Annotated in this window: 19 protein-coding genes; 3 read left to right on the forward strand and 16 right to left on the reverse strand. The window is 37.6% G+C overall.

Annotation, left to right across the window (positions count from 1 at the left end):
* Nucleotides 1-124: 124 nt before the first annotated feature.
* The 16 genes from AB4558_RS20635 to AB4558_RS20710 all read right to left on the reverse strand — a co-directional run bounded on the left by AB4558_RS20635 (nt 125) and on the right by AB4558_RS20710 (nt 14,928).
* The gene (locus tag AB4558_RS20635; protein ID WP_137001838.1) at nt 125-1,186 is read right to left on the reverse strand and encodes a DUF1972 domain-containing protein; all 1,062 of its coding nucleotides are present in this window, start codon (nt 1,184-1,186) and stop codon (nt 125-127) included.
* A complete protein-coding gene (gene rfbC, locus AB4558_RS20640) occupies nt 1,183-1,731 on the reverse strand; it encodes a dTDP-4-dehydrorhamnose 3,5-epimerase (RefSeq protein WP_137001837.1) in 549 nt (182 codons plus the stop codon). The genes AB4558_RS20635 and rfbC overlap by 4 nt, the downstream gene beginning before the upstream one ends.
* Nucleotide 1,732: 1 nt before the next feature.
* Complete coding sequence (gene rfbD / locus AB4558_RS20645) at nt 1,733-2,617, reverse strand: dTDP-4-dehydrorhamnose reductase (protein WP_137001836.1); 885 nt, start codon at nt 2,615-2,617, stop codon at nt 1,733-1,735.
* Entirely contained in the window at nt 2,605-3,504 is a 900-nt protein-coding gene (rfbA, locus tag AB4558_RS20650; RefSeq protein WP_137001835.1) for a glucose-1-phosphate thymidylyltransferase RfbA, read from the reverse strand. Before rfbA ends, rfbD begins: the two co-directional genes overlap by 13 nt.
* Entirely contained in the window at nt 3,504-4,601 is a 1,098-nt protein-coding gene (rfbB, locus tag AB4558_RS20655; RefSeq protein ID WP_137001834.1) for a dTDP-glucose 4,6-dehydratase, read from the reverse strand. Before rfbB ends, rfbA begins: the two co-directional genes overlap by 1 nt.
* Nucleotides 4,598-5,431, reverse strand: coding sequence for a 6-hydroxymethylpterin diphosphokinase MptE-like protein (locus AB4558_RS20660; RefSeq protein ID WP_137001833.1), 834 nt, complete (start codon nt 5,429-5,431; stop codon nt 4,598-4,600). Before AB4558_RS20660 ends, rfbB begins: the two co-directional genes overlap by 4 nt.
* Nucleotides 5,412-6,281, reverse strand: coding sequence for a glycosyltransferase (locus tag AB4558_RS20665; RefSeq protein WP_372074396.1), 870 nt, complete (start codon nt 6,279-6,281; stop codon nt 5,412-5,414). Before AB4558_RS20665 ends, AB4558_RS20660 begins: the two co-directional genes overlap by 20 nt.
* Nucleotides 6,282-6,292: 11 nt before the next feature.
* Nucleotides 6,293-7,444, reverse strand: a complete 1,152-nt coding sequence (locus AB4558_RS20670; RefSeq protein ID WP_137001831.1) for a hypothetical protein — start codon at nt 7,442-7,444, stop codon at nt 6,293-6,295.
* Complete coding sequence (locus tag AB4558_RS20675) at nt 7,444-8,652, reverse strand: oligosaccharide flippase family protein (protein ID WP_372159063.1); 1,209 nt, start codon at nt 8,650-8,652, stop codon at nt 7,444-7,446. Before AB4558_RS20675 ends, AB4558_RS20670 begins: the two co-directional genes overlap by 1 nt.
* Complete coding sequence (locus AB4558_RS20680; RefSeq protein WP_372159064.1) at nt 8,646-10,415, reverse strand: hypothetical protein; 1,770 nt, start codon at nt 10,413-10,415, stop codon at nt 8,646-8,648. Before AB4558_RS20680 ends, AB4558_RS20675 begins: the two co-directional genes overlap by 7 nt.
* Before the next feature lie 2 nt (nt 10,416-10,417).
* Nucleotides 10,418-11,167, reverse strand: a complete 750-nt coding sequence (locus AB4558_RS20685) for an SDR family NAD(P)-dependent oxidoreductase (RefSeq protein WP_137001828.1) — start codon at nt 11,165-11,167, stop codon at nt 10,418-10,420.
* Between the two features lie 2 nt (nt 11,168-11,169).
* Nucleotides 11,170-12,105 (reverse strand): phosphoglycerate dehydrogenase, encoded by a 936-nt coding sequence (locus AB4558_RS20690; RefSeq protein WP_372074400.1) that lies wholly within the window; start codon nt 12,103-12,105, stop codon nt 11,170-11,172.
* Between the two features lie 2 nt (nt 12,106-12,107).
* On the reverse strand, nt 12,108-12,806 hold the full coding sequence (locus tag AB4558_RS20695) for an acylneuraminate cytidylyltransferase family protein (RefSeq protein ID WP_137001826.1): 699 nt from the start codon (nt 12,804-12,806) through the stop codon (nt 12,108-12,110).
* Entirely contained in the window at nt 12,806-13,750 is a 945-nt protein-coding gene (locus AB4558_RS20700; protein ID WP_137001825.1) for a glycosyltransferase family 2 protein, read from the reverse strand. The genes AB4558_RS20695 and AB4558_RS20700 overlap by 1 nt, the downstream gene beginning before the upstream one ends.
* Nucleotides 13,740-14,591 carry an SMP-30/gluconolactonase/LRE family protein gene (locus AB4558_RS20705; RefSeq protein ID WP_372074401.1) on the reverse strand — a complete coding sequence of 284 codons (852 nt, stop codon included), beginning with the start codon at nt 14,589-14,591 and terminating at the stop codon, nt 13,740-13,742. Before AB4558_RS20705 ends, AB4558_RS20700 begins: the two co-directional genes overlap by 11 nt.
* Nucleotides 14,592-14,661: 70 nt before the next feature.
* Nucleotides 14,662-14,928: a transposase family protein gene (locus AB4558_RS20710; RefSeq protein WP_372074403.1), complete on the reverse strand. Its 267-nt coding sequence runs from the start codon at nt 14,926-14,928 to the stop codon at nt 14,662-14,664.
* Nucleotides 14,929-16,057: 1,129 nt separating this feature from the next.
* Here AB4558_RS20710 and AB4558_RS20715 point away from each other — a divergent pair.
* From AB4558_RS20715 to gpsA, 3 genes are all read left to right on the forward strand, one after another.
* Entirely contained in the window at nt 16,058-16,492 is a 435-nt protein-coding gene (locus tag AB4558_RS20715) for a rhodanese-like domain-containing protein (RefSeq protein WP_137001822.1), read from the forward strand.
* An 82-nt stretch (nt 16,493-16,574) separates the two neighbouring features.
* Nucleotides 16,575-17,042 carry a protein-export chaperone SecB gene (gene secB, locus AB4558_RS20720; RefSeq protein WP_004741403.1) on the forward strand — a complete coding sequence of 156 codons (468 nt, stop codon included), beginning with the start codon at nt 16,575-16,577 and terminating at the stop codon, nt 17,040-17,042.
* 178 nt (nt 17,043-17,220) lie between these two features.
* The gene (gene gpsA / locus AB4558_RS20725) at nt 17,221-18,258 is read left to right on the forward strand and encodes an NAD(P)H-dependent glycerol-3-phosphate dehydrogenase (RefSeq protein WP_372074405.1); all 1,038 of its coding nucleotides are present in this window, start codon (nt 17,221-17,223) and stop codon (nt 18,256-18,258) included.
* Nucleotides 18,259-18,281 lie beyond the last annotated feature (23 nt).

Below are 18,281 nucleotides of genomic sequence, written 5' to 3' on the forward strand. Positions count from 1 at the left end.
ATGATCTTGCCCTGGGGTATGAATAAATGCGGAGAAAAGGACTTGCAGATCTCATAACGTACGCGCATTTCAATAATTGCTATCAAGGTGTTAGATATATCTTGTAACAACGCTATTTTTGCGACTATAAATAAGTGCTCTCATATTGTTGAGCGATAATCTTCCAAGTATAACGCTTCTGAGCAACTTCTTTCATTGCCTGTCCATTCGCTTCTAAAACACCTGGTTCATTTAGACTATTAAGCATCTCAATCAAGTCATCACTACCTTCAAAGTATGTCGCTTTATTTTCAGTGCTGTAGCGATTAAATTTACAATCGAAGGCGAAAATTGGGGTACCAAAGTGCATCATTTCTACTAGCGAAGGGTTTGTTCCTCCAGCTGAGTGACCATGGAGATAAATTGAACAACCACTACGAAGCTTATACAGCTCACTAATATCATAAATAGGGTCCAACAGTTCGATATTTGGAAACTTAGAATACTGAGTTTTCATCTTTCGTCCGAATTCACTTGTGTCCCAATTTCCAACAAATTTGATAGGGTATGAAGTTTTAGAGTAAGCTTTGAGAATCATATCCACATTATTTTCCGGCTCTATACGACAAAGGCCCAATGCATAGTTCCCATGATTATTTTCAGGTTTGAGTTGGATATTGACTATAGCGTGATCACCACCATAAGCAATCGTCTCTGACTTAACACCATATTCTTCATACACATAGTCGGTAATAGCTTGATTATCAGTCACAATTACATGAGAAAACCTTACAGCAATTGATTCTGAGAACTTTAAGAAGCGCTTGACCCACTTCCCCCACTTTTCTCGCTTCCATTCTAGCCCGTCGATATTAGTAACAATTTTCGCATTAGAAAATAGTTTAAAGATCGGAAGGAATATACAACCTGAGACACCTAAAATAAGCACTACATCCGGACTAATCCTCCAAGTCTTTATCATTGAAAGGATATCATAAGGAATACTTTGGATTCCATTCGCCTTCAGTGGCAAATAATGTAATTGAGAGTGATTATATTCTGTAAGCCTCTCGGAGTAACTTTTAGAAGAACAGAAGATCGTATAGCTTATGTCATTTTTATTTAGTGTTAAGTTCTCAACCAGTGACTCAAACCCCCCATAGCAGGCGGGAATTCCAACTGTTCCAATAACAGCTACTTTCTTCATAATAAACTCTTCACCCTACTTAAAACTTCAGCTCTAACATCCTTTTCTGAGAGCAATGGCTCTCCATCAATAGGCCATTCAATTGCGATTTCAGAGTCATTCCACAGAATAGATAGCTCAGCTGCTGGATTATAGTAATCGGTACATTTATAAACAAACTCAGCCTCGTCACTGGTCACGTAAAAACCATGCGCAAATCCTTCCGGTACCCATAGTTGACGCTTATTTTCCGCAGACAAATACTCACCAACCCATTGACCAAAAGTTGCTGAACCTTTTCTAATATCGACAGCAACATCATACACTTCACCAGACACAACTCGCACTAATTTACCTTGCGTATTTTCTGTTTGATAATGTAAACCACGCAAAATACCTTTCTTAGACTTAGAGTGGTTATCTTGAACAAATTGCGTCGGTTTACCAGTCACTAGCTCTTCAAATTGCTTTTGATTCCAAGTTTCCATAAAGAAACCACGCTCATCACCAAATACGCTTGGCTCTATAATTTTTACATCAGGAATACGGGTATCAAATACTTTCACTTTATTTTCCGGCATACGCTTGAATATTATTTAAAGCAGCTTTCCAGTCACTCGCTTTAACAGAGAAGCTGGCAGTAATCTTCTCGTTACTCAAACGAGAATTGCTTGGACGTTTTGCTGGTGTTGGGTATTGGTCAGTAGTAATGCTTGTTAAGTAAGGTTTTCTCGCAAGCACTTTTTGCTCAACTGCGGTATCAAAAATAGCATTAGCAAAGTCAAACCAGCTAACATGAGGTAAACCCGAATAGTGATACACACCGAACTCAACAATATCACCTTGATCAATACGCCTCGCTATTTGAAGCAAAGTATTGGCAATATCACCAGCATATGTCGGCCCACCAAACTGGTCGCCAACAATACTTAACGCGTCTCGATTCTGTCCTAAACGGAGCATAGTTTTAACGAAGTTATTACCGTGTTCACAGAAAACCCAAGCTGTTCGAAGAATAACGTGTTTTTCACACTCCTTGGCAACGGCAATCTCACCAGCGAGCTTACTTTCGCCGTAAGCACCTTGAGGGTTTGTCGTATCCATTTCGACATAATCGCCCACTTTATTGCCTTCAAAAACATAGTCTGTTGAGATATGTAGAATGGCAGCTCCGGCCTTTTCTGCTGCTTGTGCTAAATATTTAGGCCCATCGCGGTTAATTGCATAAGAGAGTTCAACTTCCTCTTCAGCCTTGTCGACAGCGGTATGAGCTGCTGCATTGATAATAATAGTAGGAGAAAAATCAGAAACAACCGCATTAACGGCATCTTGACTAGTGATATCAAGATGCTCTCTATCAAGCGCTAACACCGTAATCTTATCATCATTATCTAGCTGTTTTGTTAAACAAGAGCCCACTTGGCCATAACAGCCAGTGATTAATACTCGCATTGACGTGCTACCTCTTTCTTAGTTTCATTTACCAATCGAGTCAAATATTGTCCGTATTCATTCTTCATCATAGGTTTTGCTACAGTCAGAACTTGCTCATCGCTCAACCATCCATTTCTCCAAGCAATCTCTTCCAAACAAGCGACTTTTAAACCTTGAACATGTTCAATTGTTTGTATGAAAGATGACGCTTCATGAAGGCTCTCATGTGTACCTGTATCTAGCCACGCAAAACCACGACCTAATAACTCTACGTTCAATGAGCTGTCATTGAGGTACATCTCATTTAGCGTAGTGATTTCTAGCTCCCCCCGATGAGATGGCTTCACTTGCTTGGCCATATCGACCACGCGGTTATCGTAGAAATACAAACCAGTTACTGCATAATTAGATTTTGGTGCTTCCGGCTTTTCTTCAATCGAAATTGCCTTCATATCTTTATCAAACTCAACCACACCAAAACGCTCTGGGTCTTTCACTTGGTAGCCAAACACGGTAGCACCAGACTCTTTTGAAGCGGCACTTTGTAATGTTTTAGAAAAAGATTGACCGTAGAAGATATTATCACCCAGCACTAAACACACGCTGTCATCACCAATGAATTCTTCACCGATAATAAATGCTTGCGCCAACCCATCTGGGCTTGGCTGAATCGCATATTCAAGGTTAATACCAAAATCAGAGCCATCACCTAATAAACGCTGAAATCCTGTATTGTCTTCCGGTGTGGTAATAATCAAAATATCTTTAATACCAGCCAGCATTAATGTCGATATTGGGTAAAACACCATTGGCTTATCATAAATCGGCAATAGCTGTTTTGATACACCACGAGTTAATGGGTATAAACGTGTTCCTGAACCACCGGCTAATACAATACCTTTCATTATTTTTTCACCTTCGATTCAATTGCTTCTACACCCAAACGCTCACGTTGGTAACTACCATCTTGCACGTTTTGACACCATTTCGAGTTATCTAGATACCATTGTACTGTTTTACGAAGGCCTGTTTCAAATGTCTCTTCAGGCGCCCAATTCAGTTCACGCTGCATTTTGCTCGAATCTATAGCGTAACGGCGGTCGTGACCAGGGCGGTCTTGGACGTACGTGATTTGCTCTGCATACGCAGTTTCTTTTGGTACTAACTTATCTAGAATGTCGCAAATCGTGTTCACGACTTCGAGATTTTTCTTCTCATTGTGACCACCAATATTGTAAGTTTCGCCTACTTTACCTTCAGTAACCACTTTGTAGAGTGCGCGAGCGTGATCTTCAACAAATAACCAGTCACGGATTTGGTCGCCTTTACCGTAGATAGGAAGGTCTTTCCCTTCCAAAGCATTCAAAATTACAAGTGGGATCAGTTTTTCGGGGAAGTGATACGGACCGTAGTTATTTGAGCAGTTAGTGACGATAGTTGGAAGACCGTATGTTCTCGACCACGCACGAACAAGGTGATCGCTTGATGCTTTTGATGCCGAATATGGGCTTGATGGTTCATAAGAGGTTGTCTCTAAGAACATTGGCGGTTCTGTGCCTTCTGGAACTTCATCTGGGTGGGGAAGATCACCATAAACTTCATCCGTTGAGATGTGGTGAAAACGAAATTCTGATTTTGCATGCTCCTCAAGCGTATTCCAATACTCCCGAGTCGCTTCTAGTAGTGTGTATGTTCCAACTATATTCGTTTCAATGAATGTGGCCGGTCCTGTGATCGAACGGTCAACATGTGACTCAGCAGCGAGATGCATCACTGCATCCGGTTTATGTTCAATAAAAACACGATCTAGTTCTGAACGATTACAAATATCTACTTTTTCAAAATTATATCTTTCGTTATCTAAAGTCGACTCAAGTGACTCCAAATTCCCAGCATAAGTTAAACAATCGACGTTAACAACATCGTCCTGAGTGCTTTCAATAATATGGCGAACAACTGCAGAGCCAATAAAGCCAGCACCACCTGTTACAAGTATTTTCATCGATTAAATAAACCTCGGTAGTCAATTCGTTCGAAAACTTCTAGCTTACCGCCGTGTGTCGCATTAAAAACTTTAATTCCACGAGCTTCTAACGAAGTTTTCATATATTGATATGATCTTTCTACACGATCTAAGTGTGGATCATGCCACTTTTTACCTTTGCCGAAATAATCCGGGTGGAAATGATTAGGATCGTCAGAATTAGAAGTAATTTCCTCTCCATTAACATCTGCATCATCTGGTAAGACGTAATTATGATCCATACCGATTAGGTATACTTCAGAAAAGCCCATATAGGCTGCCAATTGTATATTAATCATTGTTACACTTTGTCCACAATATAGAACATCGTTTGCATCACATGAAAACCTTGGCATAGAGAAAAATGGACTACTTTTATGATAATAGCCTTTATCCATTGTATAAAAAAATGTATTTTTATTACGCTTAAACATGGATTTATAGTCACAAGGAAAAAACTTGTAATCGACATCATAAGCATTTATATCGTCGACGTTATCTCCCGCAACATGCCTATCTTCAACAACATAAAATGTAGGTTTATATCCAACTTCCCTAGTTTTATAGAAAATCCCATTTACCGCAAATGAATATTCACCGTTCAAAAGAGACAAGTCGTGCTTATTGAGAGAAGGACCATTACCAACTATAAAAACACGCTCACCTTTGTATTTATTTTTAAATTCTCGTAAACCAGAGCGGTTTATAAAACCACGCCAACCAATATCGTGAAGACGGTAAAGTAACTTGTGCTCATTAACCAACGCCTTTATTTTAGAAACATTAGTATCACCCAAAAAACTTAACATACTGCTTAATCCTATTTAATAACGAAACTGGTTTCAAAACACATAGTAATAACAGAAAGAATGGTTTGGCGAAAGAGTTTGAAAAAAGGTACCTTCTATAGACCCTCTTTGCAAAAAATTCCAAGTAAACCTTGAGAACAGGTGTTCTTCTCCCCCAAATCATCTCTCTTAACTGATGATATTTTGCTACTGTAGAATAAGGAATTGAATTGGTAACACTACCAGAATGAATCCTTACCATAGTAAGCGAATCTGATAAATTTTCAGCAATGTAACCAGTTTTCAACATGCGAGAAAAAATATCGTACTCTTCAGATGGAACATTTTCTTGAATATAGTGATGTTCATCAAAACAATATTTTCTTAACATCGATGCGCCATGTATTAATCCATGTTCACCTTTTTTATAATTAGCTAAAATATCTTCAGGACTTGTTGGGAAGTTAGATTCATTTAGCATATTACTTGGAGTAGCTAAGAAATAAGAGACATTACTTCCGACAATATCTATATGCTTATTAAGATCAAGGAATTCTTTTTGTTTTAAAACCCTATCATGTTTAATGATATCATCAGGGTCAACTCTCAGTACATAATCACACTCTACATAACCCAAGCCAGTGTTTAAAGCATTTGCAAAACCTACATTTTCACTTAACTTTACTAATTTTATATTCAACCTATCGGTATATCGTGCAACTATATCTAACGATTCATCTGTGGAGGCATCATCCACAAAAACAACCTGTTCCGGTAGATAACTTGAATTGAGAATTGAATCAAAAAATTCTACCAAATACTTAGAGTTGTTATAGTTAGCTGACAATATTGAAACTGTACTACATGTCATACCTAAAACCTTCAAATTTTAAATCTAAATTTATTGAAAGAGAAAACCAAAACAAAAAACAAAAACACTACAAACTTTTCGAATTTAAAAACATCTTCAATCATAAAGTTGTGAAAACAAAAATACGACAATACAACAAAAATCACTTTACTTTCATAATTTGAAGCACGACTATAGACATGATGATAAAAAGAATAGATAAATCTAAACAAAATTATAAACAAAAACAACAGTGAGAATCTATTACCCATAGATAAAAATGTATTGTGGTAATTAGAAAGAGGCAGTCGAACATCGTAGTAAATAAGTGAATTCCCCCAAGGTTGCTCAATTAAGTGTTCTATACCTATAGAAAAAAACATAAACCTAATCCCATCTAAAAATCTAGAGTCATCAGGTAAAAATGATATCACAGCAAATGAAGTACATATCAAGAAAAAAAACAAACCAAGTGTCAAAGTACATGACACCATCATACTATCTCGCTTGTGTACTATATTTATGAATTTAACAATAGTCAAAGACGAAAAGACAAATAAAAGAGGTGAACGTGATTGAGTCGTCATTGAAAGAAAGAATAAAAGCAAAAACAAAACAACAAAATAAAATCGATTACTCTTAATTATGTTATAACCTATTATTGCATAGGCCAACATGAAGTTGATAAATATATTTAAGTGAGTAACACCGAATGAAAACTCATACTTACGACCAAAAAAAAGAAATTCATAAGCTAAATACCCGCGCCTTTCACCCAAGAACAAATCTATATCTTGTGGTATAGCAACTATAAAAGTAAATATAACTACAACTAAACAACCCGAGAAAAGACACTTAACAAAATAAAGCCATCGTTCTGGGTTTTGACCAAGGTAGTTAGCTACTACATACGAGCAAAACAATAATGCTATAGACAAAAGTGAATACAAGTAATCGATATGTTCTTCCATGTTTCTTATAGTAAAAAATATAAGCCCTGAAAGTATAATCAAAAGCGCCAAGTTAAAATCTTTTATGGCTTGTTGCCTTATAGAAACGATAAATAGAAAAAAACTTAAAACAAAACATACCACTACCGGGTACCAAGAATAAGTAACACAAAATAGAAATGACAATAAGAAAAGCAGTTTTGGCGCTACATCCTTACTAAGTTTTATTGACACTAGTCTACCCACTCCTCGGTATTTAAAACCAAATTTACCTTATACAACACTGCTAATAACATAATAATGTTAACCAAAAACTGTAAAGAAAACAAAAACATCATACCATAATCAACTAAATAAAAGTTTAGAACAACAGCATACAATGTATATCCAATAAGAATAGTTATAGCAACAAATAAAGCTTTATTTGAAAAGTATAAGATATTTACATAGACCATCATCAAAGACTGTGGAATTAGACAGATAATACTGTAAACAACATAGTCGCTTGCAAATTCGTACTTTTCGCTATAAAAACAATAAATAAGGAAATAAGCCAATGGCATTAGTAAAAATGACACCGACAAGATAAAAAAAGACACCTTTCTTGTTATAAACTTAACATCTTGTATTGCAGAGGCCTTCATTTTTTCATTGATATGAGGTACCACGGCTAAGTTAATTACTCCAACAGTAACGACGAGAATGCTTGCAAGCTGTGCAGAAAGTGCGTAGTTTCCTAGAATAGTAGAGGATAGTTTATCTTCGACTAATACCCGCTCTGCACCAGTTCGTAACCACCAACCAACAGCTTGGGGCATAAACATAGCTCCAGCTATTAGAACAGTAGCGTTAGTTATCGTACTATCATTACTCACATCAACTTTAAATAGGGGGCTTGACACATACTTGCAAGAGATAGTGTATTGAATAATTGAAGAAAGCAATAGCACATAAACCCAAAGTAAAACATCATCTGTGAAGCTAAATAAGACCACCGTACCCAAACTCAGAGGGATAATATAACTTAGATTGACTGCAGCGTACTTTTTAGCAAGTTTCTGGCACTGTAAAACTGTTAGTGAAAAACTTGAAAACACTCTAAGTAATACAGCAAATGAGGCAGCAATCAACATTATTACACTATAATTTGTAACAATTAACACAAAAAAGAAAGTCAGCAATATAGTAAATATACTATTAAAAAGATGAAGTCTTACTTTTTTATTAAAATATTCGCTACTTAGTTTAAAATAATCAACTCGTGTTACTGCTTGAATATTGTTAGCTATTATAATATAAAAAATCTCAAAATATACTAGTAACAAAGCGTACTCTCCAAAATGTTCTGGAGAGAATTTCGTTGCTAAATAAAAACTCGTTAAGAAAGGTGCTAGCTTTGCCACACCTTCACTTAAGCCATACCTAATTACATTTTTCAGCATATTCTTTCTATGATTTTTTTAATCTTTTTTAAAACCCTTCTCCGAAGTTTATCTGCACTAGAAAAAACGCCGCTTTTAATCTTCAGATCTGTTTTATTTGCTATATCCTTTGCTATATCCAAGTATACTGATTTACTATAATGTCTGATATTGTCACTATGAGAATTGTCATTCAAACAGAACTGTCTGACATCGACAAGGCTTAGGTTATCATATTCCCCCTCTAAGTCCGTCAGTACAACATTCAAGAGAGAATGCCTTTCCTCCATACCACTTTCCCAACTAGACACATTTGTCAGCTTCACTTCTGAACCTGTAAGCAAAATTATTTGTTTACCCTTAAATTCTTTAACCAATGCTCTAATATTAGCTTCAAAATCACGTTCACCAATAGGTCCAATGTATTCAAAATCTCGTGAAAACCTATCTAACTCTTCAAGTGTAAGTGAGGACAAGTGTAATGGTAGTTCTTTATGATTCTTCCTATCAGTCCAGTCAATATTAAAATTATCGAATGCAATAACTTGACCAGTTTTTAAATGTCGGTACAACCCTCGGCTAAAGTCGTTTAAAGGGCTATATATCAACACATTCCAATCTGTTGTTCGATGCTTATATGTAAAATCAAAGCCATCAAGTATTGGATAAGTTTTTAATTGCTCTTGAAACTTCTTGAGGTTCTTATTATTCAACATCGAGCTATGCTCTGCATGAACACTTATGTTTCGATAATTTACAAAATTAAACTGAGTGTCTACGTTTCCATGTAAGTAATGGACTAACTGTTCTAAATCACACCCCCCAATTATTAAATATTTCAAGTTTTTCGAAATAAATTGTTCGTTTTTGGATAACTTATTAACAAACTTTTGGTTTATGTAACTTGTATCATAAGTTTTGTCTAATTGTGATGCGACACTACCGATCACATCAAGTTTAGGGTAGCCAAGCTGCTTATAAAGCCAATTTTCTACACCCATGTTCATGGTTCTACATGAGAACAAAAAATGAACCAACTTCGATTCGACTACACAGAAAAAACCTGAGATACCATAATCACCATACTTATCGGCGACAGATATCACCCCGCATCTTTCAGCCCGTTCTAAAACTTCTAAAATTTCAGATTTAGAGTGTCTCAGCTTTGTGTAGTTTAATTGATTTGTCCTTTCAACTAACTCTACAACACGCTCGATGTTTCGCTCATCAATATCATGGATCCTAACTCTAACGTTAGATTCATAAAGAAATTCAAGGTTAGATAAGTTACGATCAAACTTAATACTTCTCTTTCTCTCAAGAACTTTATACTGTTTTAATCTGGTTAAAGCAGTATCATCTTTCCCTTGTGCATACTTGTGGTTGAGGAGCTCTGGAATAATCGATGGTTCACATACTGATATTCCATCGTTTGTATATTTGACTTCATTTAAGTTACCTAAGTTATCATCAATAAATAATACGTTATCAGGACGCAAGCCCATATCTGATACTATACTTTTTACAGCTACTCCTTTAGGGTTCCAACTAATTTCAGGGAAAACGAAATCCTCCCAAATCCCTTTATCTTTAAGATAATGCTGAACTTCTTGGAAATCATTTTTTGAACAAATAGAATTTACGATGCCTCGCTTATTTAGCTCCTTTACAACATCATGATTCATCCAATTATATTCAACACCTTCTTCAGATAAGGTTCCTTTCCAATAAGTTTCGTCGAGATCCCAGATGACTAACTTGATTTTATTTTTGATTTCATTCATAACTAACCAGGATCACTCAATGAACCACTAATTCCACCACTTGCACTAATACATGCACCCTGTACAAATCCTGCATCATCGCTGGCCAAAAACAATGCTAGTTTAGCGACCTCTTCCGGTGTGCCAATTCGCTTCATGGGGTGATAGCTTTCCAATTGTTTAAATTGTTTTTCCTTACCCTCAAATCCGGCTTTTAACATATCAGTAGCAATTGCTGCAGGCTCTATAGCATTCACCCGTACTTGATCCCCTAAGTCGAGAACCATATTTCTTGTTAAAGAACTTAAAGCAGCCTTACTTGTGGCGTAAGCTACAAAATCTCGCTTTGTTTGTGTGGCATGGATACTGCTGATATTGACCACACTCCCCTCATTACGCTTAAGCTCTGGTAAAAACTCTTGCACGAGAAAAAATGCCGCTTTTAAATTAATATCAAAACTTGCATCCCATGACTGGCGAGATAAAACAGTAGAACTCTCAAGTATCTGTACTGCAGCATTATTTATAATGCAAGATAACCCAGAGCCTTCTGTAATAACTTCTATTTTTTTATAAATCTCTCGACTATATTCTTCACTGTTGGCTACTTTCGCCAAGTCCAATTCAATGAAAACACACCCATCGGGCAATTTCTGCGTAAGTTTCGCTCTATCCGCAGCCACCACTCGATAGCCAGCCTTAGAAAAGCAAGTTACTAATGCTGTCCCTATACCACCTAAAGCACCTGTAATTAAAACCCATTTATTATTCATAGTTAACTCTTTAGGAAACTTGATATATGTTCTAATGCCTTATAGGTAGCCCTTCTAACACCTTCAGTAGCGTTGCTACCATTATGCGAACCGAAGATACATTGTGGCATATCACGTAATGCCGAAGTTTTAGGTAATGGTTCAACTTCAAACACATCAAGAGCTGCCGCAGCAATATGACCACTTTCTAGCGAAGAAATTAATGCTTCCTCATCAATCAAAGGACCGCGTGCAACATTTACAACCAAAGAACCATTCCTCATCAAAGCTAATGTACCTGCATTTAACATATGATAATTATTTTTATTTAAGGCACATGTAAACATCAATACATCAACATCTGAAAGTCTTTCGGGATAAGTAGCACGCTCAACGAAATCATAACCTTTATTACCTTCAACCCCGGGGTCATAAGCAACCACTTTCACACCAAAGCCAGATAGACGCTTGACTAAATTTTCACCAATATCACCAAAACCAACTAGACCGATCGTTTTACCTTCTATGCTCATGCCAGCAGGTTTTGGCCATGCAAAATTATTTCGTATCTCTCGGTCAATAAAGTAAGTTTGTCGTGTCAAGCCAAGTAACAAAGAAATAGCAACATCAGCCACTTCACCGCCAAACATGTTAGGCGTGTTAGTAATTGGGATATTCAACTCTTTACAAGCATCAAAATCAACATTATCGACACCAATGCCCCATTTTACTGCTGCAGTTAAATTGCCATTTACTGCAGCTTGGAAGACTTGTTTAGTCGCTGGATCATCACCTATAATCCAACCATCATATGCTGGCAATAGTTCCATTAGCTCTTCTTCAGATAGAACTTGAGTGGTTTTTGCCGCAATAAGTTCAATACCAAGGCTTCTCGCAGGTTCTACAAACTCATCAAACAGCCCCAGCATTGGAGGACAAGTTACTAATACCTTTTTCATACTCATGCCTTTACCAGCCCTTTTTCCAACATATAATGTGTCATAACTACTGCTTGCTCCCAATCGTCCGGAGTGTCGATATCCGAACATTCCATTGGTGGTGAAACCATCATTGCAGGTTTACTGCCAATTCTTGCATTCGTCGATAAAAAACTTTTACGATTAAACAAGTAAAGGTTTGAGTTCTCTTCAAACCAAGGTTCTAAGTTCTGAGTTGGGATAAGGTTATTTGGGTCGTGGTTAATTGGTAGACAGTTCTCCGTATAAAAGCGTGTTTGAATTTTATTGACAGTAAACAATGAGTCAGCAGTACCTTGCTCTAACTCTTGCATATATTGTGTTAAAGCTTGTCTAATAGTATCAGAAGAAAGTAGAGGGTTTGTTGTATGTGTCATCAAATAAATATCCGCATCAACACTTTTAACATCATCAGCTAAGACAACATTCATTGATACTTCATCCCCACAGATATTTGCCTTCCTTTGACGGATAACAACTCGCTCTGTTTCTTCCAAACCATTAGCGATTAGTATTTCTTTAGCATCAGTGTTAATTATGACTTGATCAATTTCTTCTACGGCAAGAAGTGAATCTAGTATCCATTTAAACAGTGGTTTACCACAAAAATTTTTAAAATTCTTACCTGGCACGCGTGTGCTATTTGCCTTCATCGGTAACAAAGCTATTACTTTTTTCGACATTACTTTGCTCTCTTTTCAATACATTTAATTTTCTCAGACACGTTCATATCCGAAACTCGTGGATAGAAGTACTTATTTTTCATACTCTGCGAAAGTTTTCTGTGGTTTTTGTTACCGACATATGCACCATAATATTGAGAAACTCGGAAGAAAAAAATCGCTTTTAACTCCTTCATTAATACCTTTTGATTAAGTGCGTTTCTTATATCTTTTATAATACCTACTAAGATATAGCTTATCATGTCGGTCAAGCTAACTTGTACTTGAGGCATAATCTGCTGCAATGCAATAGCTTCCCTCTCATACCTAACCTTTACTTTCGACCACGTTTCGTCATGTATATGATAAACTGGTGCCTCCGCCACATACCCTATTTTTTTGCCACTATCTACAAGTAACTTAGCCAAGTACATGTCTTCACACCCAGTTAATTCTTCATTGAATCGATGTGATAACCAATCCTCTCTTCTTAATGCTGAATTTGCATTGTTGCAGAAAAATCCAACTTGAGGGATTCGAGATTCGCTTGGGAAATATTTATCAAATAACTGTCGCTCACTAAATTTTGTAGTGTCTCTACCCAACTGCCTCCCATAAGTGTAACTACATTTATCCATTAATGGTCGAACTAAGTTTCTAATCCAGTAACGGTCAACGGGAATACAATGACCACTTACAAATACAAGATAGTTACCATTAGCAAATTCACATCCTTCATTAAGTGACTTTCCAAAAGTAAAATCCTCCTTTTTGATATGAGTAATACGGCAACCAAATTGTTCTGCAATAACTAATGTATTATCAGTAGAACCAGAATCTATGACTACCGTTTCAATATCGAATTCAGAATTATCCTGACTTTTGATTGCCTCCAGTAGCTCAATCAAATGTTTTTCTTCATTCAATGTGCGAATAACGATACTGACAAGGTTTTTAGTATTCATAATCACTACCTAAGTCTAAAAATAATGTTTTTCCTGACAAGGGATACTCATTCAGTTGCACCTCGGTCATCCCTTCTTGTGCACTAGTCACAAATAACCAACGACTGTCTAACAGAACACAATTAGTAGGATTCAATACTGGCAAAGCTATCTCTCGCATTGTATTCCCATTTTGATCAAACACACTTATCGCAGCTCCTCCCCACAATGCTATGTGTAGATATCCCTTTTCTGAAATACATCCTCCATCTGGGGTATAACTAAAATTAGAGAAATCTTTCCACAAAGTTAACGTACTTTTAATAGGACAACCTTGGCGATTCAAGTCCACAACATAGGTACGTTTCTTTAAGGAATCTGACAAGTATAAACGAGATTTATGAGCAATAAACGTATTGGGAATATGTATACCTAGTCGATGAGCAATAACTTCATTACCAGCGGCATCCAGAGTATAGATCTCACCTGCCACTTCCTCTGGTTGAAAAGACATTGTACCAAAAATTACATTTCCACCTGGTAGTGCAATTCCATCATTAGCTCTAAACTCCTTAGAGTTATGGGGTATATGAGTTTTGACTGTAGGGGAGGTTTTAACTAGTATCGATATCTCTTTGATGCCCTCACTATCAACATATGTGAGCACATTTTCCTCGACAGAAAAAATACAACTCGGGTTATGCGCTAGTTCATATATATTAATTAGCTTTTTATTTGTTATATCGTAATGAAATAGCCTACTGTTACTAATGTCCACCCAAAAAAGGTGCATCGAGCTTTTATCTAAAAATATGCCTTCGCCAAGGTGTGACTCTGGAGTATTTAACACTGTGATAGTCATAGTAAACTCACTCCTTATCTTAATATAATATCAGTCACTCACAAGGAAACAGATACAAATCACTCAAGACTTATAAGCACCATGTTTGAGTACTTTTTGTCCCTAACCTTCTAACCTTGGTATCTTGACTTGGAATACCTGACAAATAAGGACTGAACTTTCTAAACCATTCTAAGTTCTCTTCACCAAACGCTTCTATTTCATCCCAAGTTTTCATCCCACATAGCATAGCGGTCACTACTTGGAACATCACTTCGAAGAAATCATAAGTGATTTTTCGTTCCTGACGGCTATCAGTCAATGTGTTAAAATGGTCTTTGAATTCGTCGTAATTCATCTTTTTAATCTCATCCTGTTATCTAAACAGTATAAGATCACGTCAGATCACTACATTCAACCTATTTTTTGAAATTTAACCCCGAAAGGTTGAGAAACACTGCGAAAATAACATGCGGGAACCCTGACCTTCTAACCTTCTATAATATGAAAATCGAACTCGCAATATCAAGAGACAGGCAGATCACCTCTATACGCGAATGAACAGGTGGAACTTACAACATCGTTTTTGTCTCTGCTTTTTAGAGTAAATGAGATTGCAAATACTCACACCTAACTCTGTTACCACGGCTGATTCTTTGTGACAATACCTATGGAGTTTAATGCCGGTCATTCACGCTATATATCACTCGAGACAAACGAATCATCGGTTTGTTAAAATCACCTTCGCTTTCATTCAACCAAAATTGTTCTTTAAAATTGTCATCAAAGCTTCATAGCATAACAAAAAAAGTACTTACCGAACCCTGCCTGGCACCCCAAATAACAATTAAATGATTGATTATAATGAGTTTTAAACACCAAAACCCTTTACGGTTACATGACTGCCAAAGCAAGCACCAATATAAGTAACTAACCTTTTTGACTTGCCAGCATTCACATTCCGGAACGCTACCGCCCTTAGGTTTAGCTCCTAAAGGCAAGATTACAAACACTTTTAAGTAGTTTTCACAAAGTTATAATTAGCGTTGATTCTAGCAAAACATAGGTAAGTTAACCAGTGTATACTTTTTCTTAATTAGTCAATCGGTTCCACGCATTGACCGTTGCTTGGTAGCTTTTTCTTAGTCAACCATCCGCAAGGTAATCAATATTTTAAGATCTCTCGATAAATTCAGGCACAGGCCTAGTAAAAAGTAATTTCGGTATTGTTCGGGTGTATCATCAGAAGGAGGATAAACAAGGGAACTGGTTCCTGTTAGACCCTCTTTTGAACAAATCCTCTCATTAAGCAAAACAAATACAGGCTTTATGTTCTTTATGGGCAATTTCCACGCTATCACTCTTCGATAAAACCATAAAAAACTATTCATGATTACAGGCTCCCCCTTCCTCTGTATTCTCCCCTCAAACCTCGCTATACTCCTACCCTATAATTTTCCGCCCAATAACGAATAAGAGTTCAAGACATGCAAGAGTTAGTTCCATTTGTCCAAGAGAATATGATTTTAGCCATCGTATGGATCGGCTTGGTTGTTGCCATCATTGCGAACGTAATCAAAACATCAAACGCAGCTTACAAAGAGATCACGGCAGCACAGACTACACAAATGATCAACCGTGAAAATGGCGTTGTGATTGATATTCGTACTAAAGATGAGTTCAAAAAGGGCCATATTACTGACGCACTTCACATTTTACCGTCAGACATCAAATCAAATAACCTAGGCAGCCTTGAAAGCCGCAAAGCAGACCCAATCATCGTAGTATGCAAAACAGGTCAAACCGCTCAAGAAAGCGCTAACTTGTTAGTTAAAGCAGGCTTCGAAAACGTAAGCGTGCTGAAAAGTGGCCTAGTGGCTTGGAGCGAAGCTAACCTGCCTTTAGTAAAAGGCAGAAAGTAAGCTGACCTAATCAACAAACTTTCGGGCTTTGTTCGACAAATATAATGAATAAAGCCTAATTTAAATTTTTAAGGACAAGAAAATGGCTGAAGCAGCACAACAAGACGCACAACAGAACTTCGCAATCCAGCGTATCTTCCTAAAAGACGTATCTTTCGAAGCACCTAACTCTCCAGACATGTTTCAAAAAGAGTGGAACCCAGATGTAAAACTGGATCTAGACACTCAGAGCCGTGAACTTGGCCAAGGTGTTTACGAAGTAATCCTACGTCTAACGGTTACTGTTAAGAACGCAGATGACACAGCATTCCTTTGTGAAGTTCAACAAGGTGGTATCTTCTCTGCAAGCGAAATGGAAGCTGGCCAACTAGCACATTGCCTAGGTGCATTCTGCCCGAATATCCTATTCCCATACGCTCGTGAAACAATCTCTAGCCTAGTGGTTAAAGGTACGTTCCCACAACTGAACCTAGCACCTGTAAACTTCGATGCTTTATTCATGAACTACCTACAGAACCAAGCTCAGCAAGCAGAAGGCGAGCAGGCTTAAGCCCCAAAGTAGAACTTAATTCTAACGATTCAATCGCTAGTTAGCTTTTAAATGCACATCGCAACTTCTGTGGTGTGCATTTTTTCTTTACACTGTACTAAGATTGAAAGCTCTTCTTATTTTAGTAGATAGCTTTTCCAGAGCTCTTCGATTTCCCTCATTATTTTTAGGTGGAAGCATGACAGAAACAACTCACACGACAAACGCTTACGGTAAAGACATCGCCATGACGGTAATTGGCGCAGGTTCTTACGGAACTTCTTTAGCTATATCTCTAGCTCGTAACGGTGCAAACGTTGTTCTTTGGGGACATGATCCTGTTCATATGGCTCACCTTGAATCTGAACGTGCGAATAATGAGTTTCTACCGAATATCGACTTTCCAGAAAGCCTGATTATAGAATCGGACCTTGAGAAAGCTGTCACTGCAAGTCGTGACCTCCTAGTCGTCGTTCCTAGCCACGTGTTTGGTATCGTTTTAAATAGTATTAAACCTCATTTATCAGAGAACTCTCGTATTTGCTGGGCTACGAAAGGATTGGAGCCAGAGACAGGCCGACTACTTAAAGATGTCGCACACGATGTGCTTGGTGATGGTTACTCGCTAGCGGTTCTCTCTGGCCCGACTTTCGCCAAAGAGCTTGCGATGGGTATGCCGACGGCTATTTCAGTCGCGTCACCAGATGAGACCTTCTTAGAAGAGCTACAAGAAAAGATTCACTGTGGAAAAACATTCCGCGTATACGCAAACTCAGATTTCATTGGTATGCAGCTTGGTGGTGCCGTTAAAAACGTTATCGCGATTGGTGCTGGCATGTCGGATGGTATTGGCTTCGGTGCTAATGCACGTACAGCGTTAATTACCCGTGGTTTAGCTGAGATGAGTCGACTGGGTGCAGCTCTTGGTGCACAGCCAGAGACCTTTATGGGCATGGCGGGACTTGGCGACCTAGTACTAACATGTACCGACAACCAATCGCGTAACCGTCGCTTTGGTTTAGCGTTAGGTTCAGGTAAAGATGTTGATACTGCCCAAGAAGAAATTGGTCAAGTAGTCGAAGGCTATCGCAACACCAAAGAAGTTTGGTTACTATCAGAACGTATGGGCGTTGAGATGCCAATTGTTGAACAAATTTACCAAGTGTTGTATCAAGGAAAGGACGCACACTTAGCTGCGCAAGATCTACTTGCTCGAGATAAGAAGTCAGAGAGATAAAGAAGCAGATACGAAATTCGGGA

The organism is Vibrio sp. 10N.222.51.C5, assembly GCF_041474575.1.
GTDB lineage: Bacteria > Pseudomonadota > Gammaproteobacteria > Enterobacterales > Vibrionaceae > Vibrio > Vibrio crassostreae_C.

Excerpts from the sequence above, each read along its gene's own strand:
- rfbD (WP_137001836.1), bottom strand. The coding sequence starts at position 2,617 with ATGCGAGTATTAATCACTGGCTGTTATGGCCAAGTGGGCTCTTGTTTA.
- AB4558_RS20680 (WP_372159064.1), bottom strand. The coding sequence starts at position 10,415 with ATGAATGAAATCAAAAATAAAATCAAGTTAGTCATCTGGGATCTCGAC.
- AB4558_RS20705 (WP_372074401.1), bottom strand. The coding sequence starts at position 14,591 with ATGACTATCACAGTGTTAAATACTCCAGAGTCACACCTTGGCGAAGGC.
- AB4558_RS20715 (WP_137001822.1), top strand. The coding sequence starts at position 16,058 with ATGCAAGAGTTAGTTCCATTTGTCCAAGAGAATATGATTTTAGCCATC.
- AB4558_RS20685 (WP_137001828.1), bottom strand. The coding sequence starts at position 11,167 with ATGAATAATAAATGGGTTTTAATTACAGGTGCTTTAGGTGGTATAGGG.
- AB4558_RS20660 (WP_137001833.1), bottom strand. The coding sequence starts at position 5,431 with ATGTTAAGTTTTTTGGGTGATACTAATGTTTCTAAAATAAAGGCGTTG.
- AB4558_RS20695 (WP_137001826.1), bottom strand. The coding sequence starts at position 12,806 with ATGTCGAAAAAAGTAATAGCTTTGTTACCGATGAAGGCAAATAGCACA.
- AB4558_RS20635 (WP_137001838.1), bottom strand. The coding sequence starts at position 1,186 with ATGAAGAAAGTAGCTGTTATTGGAACAGTTGGAATTCCCGCCTGCTAT.
- rfbA (WP_137001835.1), bottom strand. The coding sequence starts at position 3,504 with ATGAAAGGTATTGTATTAGCCGGTGGTTCAGGAACACGTTTATACCCA.
- AB4558_RS20690 (WP_372074400.1), bottom strand. The coding sequence starts at position 12,105 with ATGAAAAAGGTATTAGTAACTTGTCCTCCAATGCTGGGGCTGTTTGAT.
- AB4558_RS20700 (WP_137001825.1), bottom strand. The coding sequence starts at position 13,750 with ATGAATACTAAAAACCTTGTCAGTATCGTTATTCGCACATTGAATGAA.
- rfbB (WP_137001834.1), bottom strand. The coding sequence starts at position 4,601 with ATGAAAATACTTGTAACAGGTGGTGCTGGCTTTATTGGCTCTGCAGTT.
- AB4558_RS20710 (WP_372074403.1), bottom strand. The coding sequence starts at position 14,928 with ATGAATTACGACGAATTCAAAGACCATTTTAACACATTGACTGATAGC.
- AB4558_RS20665 (WP_372074396.1), bottom strand. The coding sequence starts at position 6,281 with ATGACATGTAGTACAGTTTCAATATTGTCAGCTAACTATAACAACTCT.
- gpsA (WP_372074405.1), top strand. The coding sequence starts at position 17,221 with ATGACAGAAACAACTCACACGACAAACGCTTACGGTAAAGACATCGCC.
- AB4558_RS20675 (WP_372159063.1), bottom strand. The coding sequence starts at position 8,652 with ATGCTGAAAAATGTAATTAGGTATGGCTTAAGTGAAGGTGTGGCAAAG.
- secB (WP_004741403.1), top strand. The coding sequence starts at position 16,575 with ATGGCTGAAGCAGCACAACAAGACGCACAACAGAACTTCGCAATCCAG.